The sequence below is a fragment of the Flagellimonas zhangzhouensis genome (genome assembly GCF_900102925.1).
Lineage (GTDB): Bacteria > Bacteroidota > Bacteroidia > Flavobacteriales > Flavobacteriaceae > Flagellimonas > Flagellimonas zhangzhouensis.
The window spans coordinates 1,049,805-1,065,269 of the sequence record NZ_FNKI01000001.1 but is presented as its reverse complement, the minus strand read 5'-3'; the positions used below and the strand labels follow the sequence as shown (position 1 = coordinate 1,065,269).

The window sequence follows — 15,465 nt, the reverse complement described above, 5'->3', positions numbered from 1 at the left end:
CAGGTACCCTTCTGACCACTATGAATAGAACGATTCGGAAAATACACCTTTGGTTGGGCCTCACCTGTGGGCTTATCGCCTCATTTTCCGGTCTCACAGGTTCCCTCTATGTCTGGCAACCTGAACTTTCCGCATTTCTCAATCCCGACCTGCTCCAGGTGGAGGACTTTGGGAATCTGGACGATAGGACCATCATGGAAACCACGGCAAGTTTGGTTGCCATTCATGGGGACAGCATCAACAGTATGTTCCTCCCCTATCGGGAACAACAGACGATCTCCATTACGTTCAATAATGGAAAGACCAGTTATTACCACCCCGAGACCCATGCCTATCTCGGCAAAAAATCAGCTTCCATTCGCTTTTTTGAAAACCTGTTGGTCCTTCACCGGACCTTGGGCATTCCAACGTTTGGCAAATACATTGTGGGGACCAGTGCCATCATTTTCTTTTTGTTCCTGTTGACCTCTGGTTTCTATATCTGGGCAACATCCTATCGCAACAACTTGAAAGAGGGCTTTACCATTCAATGGAAGGGAAAAAGAAAGAAAATCAATTTCGATCTGCACAAGACCTTTGGGGCCTATTTTATGGTGCCCTTGCTCATCATGGCCCTCAGTGGTTCCTACTTTACCTATAACTCCTACTACAAATCGGCCCTCGGCCTTTTTGATGGGAAACGCGACAGCACGGGCCTAGAGGCTCCACGACCATGGGCACATGGGGATTCTCCACGATTGCTGGATTATCTGTCAAAAACAAATGAATCCTACGCCTTACGGGCCATCCACTTTCCCAAGAATGGAACGGACCATTATAGGCTTCGATATATCAAGGAACGGTTTATAACCTCAGGGCTTCGAAGGACCAAAGAAGTGGAACTCGATGCCAATGGTCATGTTACGGTGGTGAGTGATTTTAGGACGGACCCCAACAGCAACCGAATGGCAACGCAGTTCTACCCTATCCATATCGGTGAAATGGCCGGTACCATCGGCAGGATATTGGTCTTCGTCTCCGGTCTGGTCCCTTTGCTGTTGTTCTTGACGGGGCTCAACATATACCGGAACAAAAAAAGAAGGAAGACCGGAAAGAAGAACGGGATGCAGAATTCCCCACAATCTCAGCTTCATCATATCCCAACCCTCGGGCCGGAAAATAGAGGTGGTGAAGATCAACTACGACTTTTTTCGGGGAACAAACAAAGAGATGCATGATTACGATTCATTTGATTTTATTTCACTTAATTTATAATATTAAAATATTTTTGATTAAAATCCGTTACAGATAAAATTCCTTGGGTCTTGGAATTTCAATTTAGTAAACCAACCATATCCACATAGGCAACATGCTTCAGAACTTAATTCTTTACCAGTGACGTTTGGTTATCCAACCGTTTCAGTTATCCCAAACTTTTTAAACCAACCTCAAAGGAATGTCCCCCATCCTAGATGCTTCCAGTTTATCGGAAGACCATATTTTTGATTTTTGTCCACATCCCATGTGGATTTACGATTTAGAGACACTTCGTTTTCTAAAGGTTAACAATGCGGCCCTGCAACAGTATGGCTTTACCAAAGGCCGTTTCCTTCGTATGACCCTTAAGGCGATAAGACCTAAAAAGGATATCGCCAAATTGGAAATGGCCATCGAGAACACCAAAAAGAGAAAGGACACCTACAAAGAGGGCTTTTTTCGCCATAAGAAAAAGGACGGTACGGTCTTCCCCGTATTTCTGAAGAGCAACCTCATCCAATACAAAGGTAGACCTGCTGAACTTGTCATAGCCATGGATATTTCCGATTCCGTGGAGTACGAAAAAAGGTTACTTTCCCAAAACCGACTTTTCCAGGCCATTTCGGATATGAACAACAATTTGATTCGAAATCCGGATTGGTTGAAAGCATTGGATGTTTGTTTTACGTTACTATTGGAGACCTTGAAAATCCATCGGGTCTATTTCTTTCAGAGCGATTCGAAACTTGATAGGATCACGTTAATGAAAATTAAGACCGACCGAGATCCTAAATCCGATCTCGATGGATACCCTGCCTTGCCCTTTCCGCTTCTACAGCACCTAATTGGGCGTTTGAGGAAGGGAAGGGTCTTTTCGATGAACCGATCGAAGGTCTCGGAACCTAATCTTGCGGAAACTTTGGAGACAGAATGCCTAAAGTCATTATTGGCTCTTCCAGTTTTTTCATCTGGCACATTCAGGGGTTTTATCGGCTTGGAGGACCATGAGACAGAAAGGAAATGGACGAAAGAAGAAGTGCAATTGTTGAACACCCTAACCACCAATCTATCCCATTTGATCAATCAATCGGATGTCTTGGACCAAGTAAAGAACAGCGAAAGCAGGTTCAAAAATTTGGTGCTGAACGGGACCGATCTGATCTCTATCGTGGATACGGACGGAATCTACCTTTATGCTTCCCCATCCTTTGACAACCAATTGGGGTACTCAACCCATGATTTGATGGAGACTTGTTTTTTTGATCAATTGTCCAAAGACGATATACCACGGTTAAGGAAGGCCCTCGAAATGGTACAAGAGGTCGAACATGTTGAGATCGAACCATTCCGATTCAAACATTCCAATGGAACCTGGAAGTGGATTGAATCCATTTGGAGCAACCATTTGGCCACGCCCCACATTCAGGGGATTGTCATGAATTCCAGAGATATTACCGAAAGGATGAGGTCCAAATTGAAAAAAGAGCTTTGGCTGGACCTCGTTAAAGCTTTTGGAAAAAAGGGAAGCCTTCGGGACGGCCTTGATACCATCATGGAAAAATTGGTCGAAGTGTGCGAAATACAAGCTGCTGAGGTGTGGTTAAAATCAAGGGACGGGGCCAAATTTAACCTGTTAGGCCAAGCCAGCGGTGGGAAGAGTGGCGAACTTTTTTTGAAGCAACCCATGCCTGTGGATTATTTTTCAATGGAGAAGGGAATACAAGGCAAAATCGAACAAGCGAATGCATTGATGATTTGGGATGACTTTGACAAGAACCCTGAATTTGTTCGATCAAATTTCGCCAAAAAGGTTGGGATCAGAACCTGCATTGGCCTACCCATACTTTCGGGCCAGGAATCCATTGGATGTCTCCTTTTATTTGCAAAGCAACCAAAAGAGGACTTGAATGATATCTTATATCTTGTTGAGGGAATTGGCCATCAGATAGGGGGACCCATCAAACAAAAAATGGTCCAAGCGGAATATTTGGAGTTTTTTGAGCTCTCACCGGATCCCTTTTGCATCATTGGTTTTGATGGGAGAATAAAACAGGCCAATAAAGCCTTCTCTAAAGCAATAGGCAAAAATCGAACACAAATTGTGGGAATGGCATTTGAAGCCTTTATACATGCATCCGATCAGGAAAAATTGGACCAAGTGTTGCCCAATCGACGTGGTTCGGGAAGAACTGATGGTATTGAAATGCGTATGTTGACCATAAGCAATACGGAAAAATGGTTCATATGGTCAAGTACTGCCAATATGGACCATGAACTTGTATTGGCGGTCGCCAAGGATATCACTGACCAAAAGGAACTTGAGCATTCTTTAAGGATGTCAAACACCAGACTCAACCGGGCACATCGGATAGCTAAAATTGGATATTGGTATAGAAATTTCGATTCGGACCTTAGTGAGTGGAGCCCGGAAACCTATGGGATTTTTGGATATACCCCTGAAAATTTCCATCCGACCATGGAAAATGTCACCAAAGCCTTCCATCCAGAAGACCGATACCTTATCGAGGAAAGTCCCAACATCCATTTGGAACCAGGGGTCATTACGAAATTTGAACATAGGATCATCACCGGGGACGGGGCGGTTAAATGGGTGCACCAAGAATTCCAAATGGTCGTCGATGAATCCTCAGGGGAACCAATGCATTTTGAAGGAACGGTCCGGGATATTACCCAAGAGAAGGAGTATGAGTTGCAATTAAGGATAAGTAGGGAACGGTTCCTTTTGGCCATGTCGGCCAGTAAGCAGGTCATTTGGGAACTTGACCATCGATCCAAAACCTTATTATATTGCCAAGTTTTGGACCGAGTGGAGGAACGAATAACCAAACAGCCCTTTGAAATTGAAAATGATTGGTTCAAAAGAATCCATCCAAAAGACAGGGAACATGTCTGGAATACCCTTGAAAACCATTTGTACGAGTCTGAAAAGAAGGATTGGGCCATCGAGTATCGGACCATATCCGAAAACGGCTCCATGGGATATGTACTAGATAGCTTTTATGTCCAGAGGGATGGCCGCAACAACCCTATTAAAACCATTGGTTCAGCAATGGATGTAACAGAGGCAAGGGAACAAATGGAAAAAATTAAGGGCCAAAACAAAATGCTTACGGAAATTGCCTGGCTGCAGTCGCATGCCATCCGTTCGCCCCTGACCAGGATTATGTCACTTCTGATCCACCATAGAAGCTATGGAGAAGAAGTTTTCTCAACAAAGGACCTGTTGGATATCATTTCAACCTCCATTGATGAAATTGACCGTGAACTACATAAAGTAATAGAGATAACCAATAAAAAATTTCAAAATGGCCAAAGAAATATTATTGATCGATGACGATGCCATCACCAATTTTTTAAATCAAAATTTGATCGAACAGAAAATAAAGGGCATTCCCATTTCCATATTCTATAACGGTTTGGAAGGCCTTAAATATATCAAGAACAATCCAGACAAACACTATATCGTTTTTTTGGACATCAATATGCCCGTGATGAACGGCTGGGAGTTTATTGAAGCAGTGGACTCCCTAACGGTTGAAACAAACGTGGAGATTCATGTTTTGACGTCTTCCATAAACCCTGGGGATAGGGAAAGGGCCAATGGTTTGCCAAATGTTGATTCGTTCATTGAAAAACCTTTGGATGAACTTGCGATGGAGTCATTTATGGTGGCGAAGCTAAAAAAGCCACTTTGATTTCAGTATAAGGCCGTTCACGGATATATCCATACCCAGTGCTTTATGCAGTTTCCCTGCAAATGCGGTATATGCGGTTTGCCTTATCTGTAGAGAAGTAACACCACAACACGGCATTTGGTTATTGCGCCTTTTTCATTTTCAATGAATAGCAAATGACACAAAAGATTGGCGTTTTGAATAAATAGCTTCGGTTTTATGTTTTAGGCATTATTTCCTGGAACCTTTAAATGTATTTTAGAGGTAAATTCATATTTCTGGATCATAATTTTACTTTGTCTAGGTGATTGACTTTAAAAATTGAGACCTTATTAACAACAATTAAATTGAATAGTTCCGTATTGTTTTTAACGAAATATTTTTCTTCTTCAACACTACCACAAATCGGCTCCTTGTACGGAAAGGTTATACAATTCTCAAAAAAGTATAGAATTGCTTTTTGTGAATCCCTTATGTTTCGCACGAAAGAGGAAATATCAAAACCAAGGACTTCGCTTTAAGCCATTGTAATAATTTAAGCATATAATCGGATATTATCCGATTATATGCTTGTTTTTTCGCATTAAATTGTTACATTTAAATACTTTAATCGGAAATAATCCGATTATCGTGTGAAAATATATCAATATGGATTTTAGAGCATTAGTAAAGGAATATGCCGAAGGCCCAATATCAAGGCACCTGATTCTGGCACTACTACATGAGTACCAAAGTCCGAACGATAAAATCAGTGAATTGATCAAAAACCAGGAGCTTATCTCCATTCGGAGAGGCCTTTATGTCATAGGCCCAAAAATAGACCTGCCGTCCCCCGAGCCTTTCTTGATCGCCAATCATCTCAGGGGGCCAAGTTATGTATCACTGGAATCCGCTCTGTCCTATTGGAACATGATTCCGGAGCGCTCCTATGAAATAAGTTCCGTGACCCTAAAAACTTCCAAAACCTATAAAACCCCTGTTGGGCGGTTCAGTTACCGGCACTTAAAAACTCCTTATTATTCATATGGCCTAAAAAATGTGGCATACTCCAGTAAACAAACAATCATCATTGCTTCTCCCGAGAAAGCCATATGCGACAAAATTGCCCTGACAGCAGGTATCAATCTTAGAAGTATCGGTCAAACCAGGGCATTGTTATTGGAAGATTTCCGAATGGACATCGAAGTACTGCGTACATTGGATACAAAGACCATGGAAACTTGGATAGAAAATGCACCAAAAAAAAATAGTTTAAAAATCCTCATCCAAACCCTAATTGCATTATGATCAAAGAATGGATTGCTGAATATGACCCAAAAAATGAAGAAGAGATACTGTCCGCATTGCGTGAAATCATGCAGGAAATTACCCTCGCAGGTCTTTCAAGAACCGATTTTTACGAGAAGGCTGCTTTTTATGGGGGTACCGCACTGCGCATCTTTTATGGCCTTGATCGATTTTCAGAGGATTTGGATTTCTCCCTACTACAACCTGACCCCAATTTTTCCATTGAGCCCTATTTCAAAGCCATTGTGGATGAATTCAAATCATTGGGGCTCAATGTCAGCATAAAGGAAAAACAAAAAGCTGAAAAGTCCTCGATCGACTCCGCTTTCCTGAAAGCTGAAACCATATGGCAAGAAATTGTATTGGAGGACATCATCAAAGAAACCGGGGTCCGTTCAAACAAGACCCTGAAAATTAAAATAGAAGTGGACCGAATGCCCCCTCTAAATTTCAACACCGAAGAAAAACTGCTACTTCGTCCATTTTCCTTTTATGTGAAATGTTTTACCCCACCAAGCCTATTTGCAGGAAAAGTCCACGCCCTACTTTTCAGAAAGTGGAAAGATAGGGTAAAGGGAAGGGACTGGTATGATCTGGAATGGTACATTAAAAAGGGTATTGAATTGGACACAAATCACTTTTTGGCAAGGGCCAAAGATACGGGTGACTGGAAAGAAGACAGCATTTCACCTGAAGATGTCATGGAATTGCTCCATAAAAAAATCGAATCCGTTTCATTTAAAAGTATCAAAGAAGATGTTGTAAGGTTTATTAAAAATGATGATGTTTTAAGTATTTGGAGCCCTGAATATTTCAATGATTTAATAGAGAAAATCAAATTTGGGAATACCTGATATACAAAATATTTAGAGGAATTGTAAAAATTAAAAGGGCACTTTAATGGCTTAAAAAGAATCAAAAAAATTAGTTCCAAAAAAAGATTTCATATGTACATATATACAATACAAAACAGATAATTCAATCCATATTGAAACCAAAACCCTATTTCAGAGCAAAATCCATCATTTTTTATGTTAGAAAGGTTAAAATTTGTTAAAAGGTGAGCAATTCGGTGCCTCTCAATAATGACCCTCCAGGAAGCCCTGAAAAATGGGCTATTTTGTCAAAAAGTTCGAGTCCCGTCCAGACCGCAAAAAGCTCCGATTTCTCGGAGCTTTTTTTGTTTGTAGTAATGATTAATGGAACATTGTTCAAGTCTCAGTACCAATTTGGCCTTTTGTTGGGATAAAAAACGATGAATAAAAATAAGATGCCAATAACGGTTAAAAAACCAATTTCAAGGCTGGAGAGCAGCTTGCTCACCTTAAGGGATTTCTGACTTCTATGGGTCAATTGTTGAGCTTCGGTCAATTGAACCTCGGCAAGTTCATCCAAGTTGGAGTTGATTGCCTCCAAAACCTTGTTCCGTTGCGATATAAAACCAGATTCATCCGCCATTTGACTTTCCAATTGTTGTAATTGATCAAAGTTATTTCGTAGCTCTGTAAAATAAACCAGCTCCTTTGCAGTAAGTTCAGTATCAGCAAAATCATTGAAAATTTGGTTGATGTTATCCGTAACCACATCTTTTTTCTGCTGTAAGCTTGCATTACTGAATTGCATTTCTTTATCGTGGAACAGATTATTGAGCTGGTAGATGTATTCCTGGGCAACCAATCTGTCTTCATAAACAGAACTTACGGTTTGTTCCAATATTTTAAAGGAATCTGAATTCGTTTCATTTTTTATTTCATCACCTGAAGCCAATCCTATAAGTTTAGCTCCCAGTGTACTCACTACAGACAGACTTCCGTCTTTTAAGTTTTCTTCCATCGGCATCACCAATTGATAGTGTTGCACCGCGTCATTAATTGTCGACACCCTTACTTCAGAGTATAACCTCACTACATCCTTTGGCATTTCATCATCACCTACAATTATCGCTTGTTCCATTTTATTACTTAATTGCGCCAATGCATTCTTGTGGGCTACATCTTCGTAGTGCTTATGAAAGTTTAGGATCCGCTTGATCACCAAATATTCTTTCTTCTCCACTATTAAACTTCCATATTTCATTAGGACACCAAGTATATTTTTAACTCGATACGTAAAAGGCAAAGGGTGTGCCATTTAAGGGCATGGAATCGTCAAAATAACCTTATGTATTTGTAATACAGCTATTTAAAATATTATTGAATCAGATGATAGAAAAATAGAATCGGGGAGTTTTTACCCAGTTGGGATGTATTTCCCCAGTAGGTTACTTTAATTTTTCGCGAAGTGTTTTTCGGTCTATTTGAAGAATTTCGGCAGCTTTGGTTTTGTTGCCTTTGGTATGAACCAATACTTTTTGGATATACTCCCTTTCAAAATCTTTAAGGGATTGATATCCTTTTTTAGGAAAGTCGATTTTATATTTAAGTTCTTCAGGCAATTCCTTTAAAGTGATTTTTCGGTCACACATGATAACCGCTCTCTGAATCACATTTTCCAATTCCCGAATATTGCCTGGCCATGAATATCGTTGCAAGATTTCAAGTGCTTGCGGTTCTATTTGCACAATATGGTCCTTGTATTCCACACCATATTTGAATAAAAATCGATTGACCAACAACGGAATGTCATCCTTTCTATCTCGTAAGGGAGGAACTTTTACACTCACTACACTCAATCGATAATACAGGTCTTCCCGAAACATCTTTTTTTCAATGAGTTCTTCCAAGTCAATATTAGTGGCAGCAATCACACGAACCTCTAACTTTTCTGCTTTTTGAGAACCGATCTTGGTCACTTCCTTTTCTTGCAGAACCCTCAGCAATCGAGTTTGAACAGGCAATGGCGCATCCCCTATTTCATCCAAAAAAATAGTTCCGTTATTAGCTGCCTGAAAAAAACCGTTTCTAGTTTCATTAGCCCCCGTAAAAGCACCTTTAGTATATCCGAAAAGTTCGGCTTCCAATAAATTTTCAGGAATAGCTGCGCAGTTAACCGCGACAAATGGGCTACGGGCAAACTTTCCAGAATAATGAATGGCTCGGGCCACGAGTTCTTTTCCTGTTCCACTCTCACCACGAACCAAAATGGTCGCCCTATTGTCTTTTACCCGATCAATAATCTCAGTGACCTTTTGAAAAGCTTCTGACTCCCCAATCATATCGGCATAACCATTTGAGGTATTTGCAGATTGAGCTATGGGTTTTTCCTTTTTTGGCTTTACACTGACCAACGATTTTTTTACCGCTTCGGCCAGTTCCTTTTTGGTAAAGGGTTTGGTTAAATAGTCCGTGACTCCAGACTTGAATACACTGAATGCATCTTCTGCTGAGGGAAAACCTGTCACCACCAATTTGGGCATATCGGGGAAATGTTCTGCCGTGTATTTTACCAATTCTATCCCATTGATCTCGGGCATATTCACATCCGTGATCAACAAATCCACAGGAGTATCCTTTAGGATATACAATGCTTCTTTAACTGAAACAGCCTTAAACGTATGGAAGTCCATAGATTCCAAATGCCGTTGCAGCAGCTCCAGAATCTGGATGTCGTCATCGACCAATAATATGTTCTCCTTTTTTAGCAATGTTAAGTGCTTTTTGGAAATTCCATGGTAAAGATAGTACCTGTTGGTGTATTGGACCTATGGGTAATTTTACCTTGATGACTCTGAATAATTCCATGCACCACACTTAACCCCAAACCTGACCCCTCACCAATGGGTTTTGTAGTGAAAAATGGCTCAAAAATATGCTCGTCCTGCTCTTCTGAAATCCCACTGCCCTGATCCGAAATTGTGATGACTACCTTACTTTCTTCATCCTTTACATCCACTGAAATAGTGCTTTTTGGAGGAGAAAAATAAATGGCATTTACCACTAAATTGAAGACCACTTGGGTCAATTGCACTTTATCAATTCGAAGAAATATTTCTTCCGCAGATGTGGTAAATGAACAAGTGATATCTTCTTTAGCCAAGGTGGTGCGCATGAGCGCAATGGCATTTTCAAGCACAGGAACAATATCCAATAGTTCTTTCTCCTGAGGAATTTCGCAGGCGAAGAACATGAGTTTCTTTACTACTTCCCTAGAAAAAATGGTATTGGTGATAATTTTATCCAAATCCTTTGAAGCCTGAAGATCATCCTCAACCCGTTCTTTCAGCAATTCGGTAAAACCTAAAATATTGGCAAGGGGTGTATTGAGCTCATGAGCTATTCCAGCAGTGATTTCCCCTAAAATCCGCAAACGATCCGTTTGTTCTACCTGTCTACGAATATTGGCCTCGTTATCCTTGATTTCCTTTCGCTCTAACAAATTCCCTACCTCCAAACACACATTATCGAGCAGTTGTTGTTCCTCCTCCAAAAAATCTTCCAATTTGTACTTTGGCGATGGGTAGCCTACCTTGATTCGGCCTTCCTTTTTATTGAAAATGGTAATGGGCGATTCCATAAAAACGTATTCCTTACCTTTTTCTTCGGTTTGTATATCGTAGGAACCCACTTGTAGACTCACAAAGGTTTCCTGATCAAACTGCCAAGCAATTTCAAGGCATTGCACAATGCCTTTCAGCGCCGTTTCCACATCATCATAATCGCAATGCACAATCAAAGAAGTCACCTCATACAAACAGGTAAGCTCCTTGATGCGTTCTTTTAATTTTTGTTCAGCAGTGTGCAAGTCAATTTCATTAAAGGTTCAGCGTTTAAATTACGGTTTTCCCTTTAAATAAAATAGACGTAGTGAAATGAGATGTAATTATAGTTTGATTACGGTTTCTTTATTACCCAATTTAATTTGGTAGGCACCCCTAACTTTTTTGAAAGGAAGTTCAACGCCCTCTCGTACACGTAAATAGGCGAAAGGGGTGTGCTCCGTACTACTTTCCAAAGTGAGGGTCACTTCGCCAGTTTTTTCATTATAGATTACCTTATTGAATGAACCAGCATCCAGCGTAAGCCATAGTTTTTTTGGAGCTATAAAAACTCGGGATTTGGTAGCAGTCGTAATCTCCATTACTACCTCATCTCCTCTTTGAGATAAATTCCCTCCAAAGGCCAACCAACCCAAATCCTCATCTTTTACCAAATAGGAAGAGGAATTGACAGCATACCCATAAAACCCAGAACCATAATCCCCAGAAATTCCATCTATTTTAAGCGTAGAGGGATAGGAATGGAATGCAGCAGGACCGAAACCATCTTGGGTTATATTGGAAATTCCACCCAAAAGTCCTCCGTATCCCACTTTTAACAAATACAAGTCATCTGGATTTTTGCGGTAATGGGTCAACACAGGAATAGCATTTAATGATGATCCATAATGGTGAATTTGACGTTCGACACGAGAAGTCTTGCCTGCTTTGCCCCCGTATAGAAAATCCCAATATCTTCTGGCGTTTCCATTGTACGCCCAATGGGAAATGGTGGGCATATAGGCTAAAATCGCGCTAAGGGTCACATTGGCCTTATAATCGTAGCCAAAATAACTAGACCACATATACACTTCTTCCTGTCCCGTGGAATCCCATGGCATTTCACTCCCAAAAGGATAGTCCAAAGCTCTCCAATGAATGGCTCTTTGCTTCATTTGTTCCTCCAAATCATTAGCCATTTCTGTTAGCCCCTCATTCTTTAAATCTTCCAAAATAAAAAGGAACACAGAACCTTCCATCTGACCGAATTGGGCATAATAAGGTGCATGCTCCACCATGGCTACACTAGTTTGATAGGCATTTTCCAGATACCAATCCCAAGATCTATTATCTACCAATCCTTCATGGTAGCGAGACAAACGATAGAGCACCCAATAGGCAGCTGCTACGTGTGGATAATTATAAGATCTTCCCAAATCATTGGCATGTTTATGGTCCCATGCCGCCCAAGTATTGTAATTTATAGTATCGCTATAGGTACCTTTGGGCAAAGAGTCGGGTTCATAGTAAAACAAGCTCTTTTTAACTCCGTACTTTTCGGGACCCTCATTGTTTTGAATGCCACCCCAAAGTGTTTCGCCAACAAAGCCCTGTATTTTTTGGATTTCTTCCTTGTCTGGCTGGACAAATTGTTTCATGACTGCTGCCAACCAGCTTCCAGCTCCTCCTTCGTCACTCAATCCACTGATCCAGACCCGACCATCTTGCACTACTTTTTCTTTTTTCTCATAATCGTAGCTAATGGCGGATGGGTTTCGACCAAAAGGGTCGTTGGGGTCATCGAACCATTGTTCCGTGGTCAAAAAATGACCAAAATCTTTGACCAACTCCGCTTCTGGCTTGATGACTTTATAGTTTATGGTTTGTTCAACCCCGTTTTCATAGGTAATGGTAAGTTTAGCCCTACCCCATTTTTCACCTTGAACCAAGTATTTTTTCTTTCCCGAAGAAGTAGTTCTCGCTTCTTTGATTTCCAAAGCGCCTTTGGGTTCAATTTTTATTGAAGCAATTTCACTTGCATAATCGATAAACAATTGACCCTTCACATCTTTCGGGAGAACATAACCAGGCACACCAACGGCTAGCGGATGTTCTTCCTTAACCAAGGTTTCTTGAATATTCTTGATGCCCTCGGAAAGCACAAATTTTAAAGCGAAGTTTTTTGATTCTCCTGGTTGAAGTACTAACGATGTAGGGGTATTCCACTGCTCCACACCTTTCCATTCATTTTCTGCATATGCCTTGCTGTGGACCATCCATTCATGAAAGCCTTCAAAAACAATACTCTTGGGCGTTGGGTCATCCAACAAGGGTCTGTAGGCTTCAAAAGCCATATTTTCTTTTGGAAGTACCAAAAGTGCTGGGCCTTTTCCACTCAATCGTTTCACTTCCAGATAACCCGCGTCCATTCCAATATAGGGATCAAAGAACACGTTCTGGGCATGAGTTTCCACCAAAGATTTACCCTCGAGAATATTGTTAAAAATCATGGGAACCCCCAAAGCACCAATTTCAACTGGAACATCTTGTTTATTGGTAATTTCGAAGCGCATCACCAATTGATTGTTGTCCAATTCGTAAAAGCGCTTTACTGAAACTGGAGTATCACTGGGCAAGGTGTTCGCTAAATCAGCTGCAGCCAATACATTCCCGCTCGTTTCCAAAGCTTGAACCTTGGCTCGTGAAGTGGCAGTGGAATAATTTTTCCAAACTCCATTTGCATCTTTAATTCTAAGGTTGATATCCCCCAAATGATAAAGACTATCCTTATCCCTAATTTCCAATCGTTCTCCAGGGGTAAAATCAAAATAAGGTTCGTTATTGGGTCTAAGTGCGGCAACCGTTTGTGAAGCTTTGACCAACTTTAGTTGAAAATCTGGTGTATTGAATTTCAGATACACATCAGCCACACCCAAGGTCGATTCCCTTTGCTCTACCCTACTCCAATAGGTTTGTTGTGCTTTTAGGGTTGGCGTAGCCAAAAAACAAACTACCGCGACCATCCAATACTTCACATGCTTCATTATTCTGCTAGTTTGGTTTTATATTTATAATGAATTGGACTATTTAAAATCCGTGGCGAACTTCCATTGGGTTTTGTAGTTCTTGTTCAGGGGAAGTTCTTGCAACAAACTACGCAAAATCTCTACAGGCATTCTGCCCTCAACCATAACTCGATCATGGAATTCCTTTTCGGTCCACCCTTTGTCCAACATTTCCTTGCGAAGTGCATAAAATTGCAATCCACCCATCATATAGGCCAATTGGTACAAGGGAGGGTAGCTGGTGGTGAACGAACGACGTACCTCAGCCTCTGCGTTAGCATATTCGTGACCTACCTCATCCACCAATAGGTCGATACATTCTTGAGGGGTCATTTCACCCAAATGGAATTTTAGGGAGAAAATGATACGGGCACAACGGTGGATTCTCCAGAACAACATCCCCAACTTTTGCTCAGGTGTTTGAGGGAATTCTTTGTTCCACAAGATGATTTCCCAATACAGCGACCAACCCTCTGTCCAAAATGGATTGTAAAAAGGTCTTCTGTAGCTTTTATGTCTGCTGGTCATAAAATGTTGCAGGTTGTGACCAGGCAATAACTCGTGCTGCACGGTTGGGAACGAGAAATTAGGATTGTTCCCGCGCATACTCATTAACTTGTCGTTGTGATTCATTTCCAAAGTCGGATAGGAAATAATGATATCTGGCCCACCCAAAAAGAACGGACTTACCTTCTGGCGTTCTGCACTCATCATTTTCATGCCCCAAGTTTCTTTGGCCAATTCGGGCAATGTGATTAAATCCCTTTCTTCGATAAAATCAACGGAGTGCTGGTACAAATCAAAAATGGCTTGGGGTTGATCACCAGCAGGAACGTAGGTATTTTTTACGTGTTCCAAAGCTTTTTTCCAATCGTCACCATATCCCAATTCTCGGGAAGCTTTTATCATTTCACTCTTGCACCAAGCAAATTGCTCTTCTGCGGTTTTGATCAATTGTGCTGGAGTGTACGGAATAAATTCCAAGGCCAAACTTTCTTTTAGTGCGGCTTCACCGATAGGCTTTCCGATAATACCACTTCCATCATCTTTCACACTTCCCTCAGAATAATTCTCTTTTAAAAATTCAGCGTAGGCGGTCAACTTTTCGTTGAGCTTTTCATACGGTTTTTCTACCCACCACGTAAACTCAGGATCGTATCCGTAATAAAATTCATAGGATTCTTTCAATCCCTTTTGGAACGAAGAAATCACATCGGATGCCTTATCTGCAGTTTGCCAATCTTTAAATGGTTTGGCTTTCCAAGCTTCGATTTCGGCATCAATTTTATCCGAAGCATCTTGAAATTGCTGTGATAAAAGCTTCGCATCAGGTCTTTTTCCTCTGCGTCTTTCTTGCATGAACCTAAAGATGTCTTTCCCGAAATCACCAACTTTATCCACCTCTTTAAATTCATCGTAATCCAATCCCAAAAGATACGCTCGCTTGTTTACCAAATTCTTCAACAGCACATAATCGACCTTTCCTTGCTGGGACATGGCATTGAAATCCACCTTATCCAATTTGTCATTCCAATCAGAATAGTGTTTGGTGTAACGTTGGTAATATTCTTCGGATTCATCAACAATATAAGTGCGTCGCAACGCCCAATTATCAGCTTCGAATTCGGTGACCATATCGGCCATTTCGCTGTTTTGCGCCGATGACATTATCCCGAATAGGACCGTAAATAGAAATCCGATTTTTTTAAGACCTGTGTGTTTCATAATTTTTGGTTTATCTGAACTACCTAAAGGTAGCGGTTGGTTT

10 protein-coding genes are annotated in these 15,465 nt (G+C 41.0%); 5 read left to right on the top strand and 5 right to left on the bottom strand.

The window, feature by feature from the left end:
• Positions 1-20 precede the first annotated feature (20 nt).
• The 5 genes from BLQ18_RS04630 to BLQ18_RS04610 all read left to right on the top strand — a co-directional run bounded on the left by BLQ18_RS04630 (position 21) and on the right by BLQ18_RS04610 (position 7,072).
• Entirely contained in the window at positions 21-1,217 is a 1,197-nt protein-coding gene (locus tag BLQ18_RS04630) for a PepSY-associated TM helix domain-containing protein (protein ID WP_090293172.1), read from the top strand.
• A gap of 218 nt (positions 1,218-1,435) precedes the next feature.
• A complete protein-coding gene (locus BLQ18_RS04625; RefSeq protein ID WP_090293170.1) occupies positions 1,436-4,591 on the top strand; it encodes a PAS domain S-box protein in 3,156 nt (1,051 codons plus the stop codon).
• The gene (locus tag BLQ18_RS04620; protein WP_090293168.1) at positions 4,563-4,952 is read left to right on the top strand and encodes a response regulator; all 390 of its coding nucleotides are present in this window, start codon (positions 4,563-4,565) and stop codon (positions 4,950-4,952) included. Before BLQ18_RS04625 ends, BLQ18_RS04620 begins: the two co-directional genes overlap by 29 nt.
• A gap of 627 nt (positions 4,953-5,579) precedes the next feature.
• On the top strand, positions 5,580-6,218 hold the full coding sequence (locus tag BLQ18_RS04615) for a type IV toxin-antitoxin system AbiEi family antitoxin domain-containing protein (RefSeq protein WP_090293165.1): 639 nt from the start codon (positions 5,580-5,582) through the stop codon (positions 6,216-6,218).
• Entirely contained in the window at positions 6,215-7,072 is an 858-nt protein-coding gene (locus BLQ18_RS04610) for a nucleotidyl transferase AbiEii/AbiGii toxin family protein (protein ID WP_090293162.1), read from the top strand. Before BLQ18_RS04615 ends, BLQ18_RS04610 begins: the two co-directional genes overlap by 4 nt.
• 364 nt (positions 7,073-7,436) lie before the next feature.
• Here the strand turns inward: BLQ18_RS04610 and BLQ18_RS04605 are convergent, their stop codons facing one another.
• The 5 genes from BLQ18_RS04605 to BLQ18_RS04585 form a co-directional block, all read right to left on the bottom strand.
• Complete coding sequence (locus BLQ18_RS04605; protein WP_175443714.1) at positions 7,437-8,294, bottom strand: GreA/GreB family elongation factor; 858 nt, start codon at positions 8,292-8,294, stop codon at positions 7,437-7,439.
• A 184-nt stretch (positions 8,295-8,478) separates the two neighbouring features.
• Entirely contained in the window at positions 8,479-9,801 is a 1,323-nt protein-coding gene (locus BLQ18_RS04600; protein ID WP_090293157.1) for a sigma-54-dependent transcriptional regulator, read from the bottom strand.
• 2 nt (positions 9,802-9,803) lie between these two features.
• Positions 9,804-10,898 carry a sensor histidine kinase gene (locus BLQ18_RS04595; protein ID WP_090293154.1) on the bottom strand — a complete coding sequence of 365 codons (1,095 nt, stop codon included), beginning with the start codon at positions 10,896-10,898 and terminating at the stop codon, positions 9,804-9,806.
• A gap of 78 nt (positions 10,899-10,976) precedes the next feature.
• Entirely contained in the window at positions 10,977-13,676 is a 2,700-nt protein-coding gene (locus tag BLQ18_RS04590) for a DUF5695 domain-containing protein (RefSeq protein ID WP_090293151.1), read from the bottom strand.
• 39 nt (positions 13,677-13,715) lie between these two features.
• Complete coding sequence (locus BLQ18_RS04585; RefSeq protein ID WP_090293149.1) at positions 13,716-15,422, bottom strand: DUF885 family protein; 1,707 nt, start codon at positions 15,420-15,422, stop codon at positions 13,716-13,718.
• Positions 15,423-15,465 lie beyond the last annotated feature (43 nt).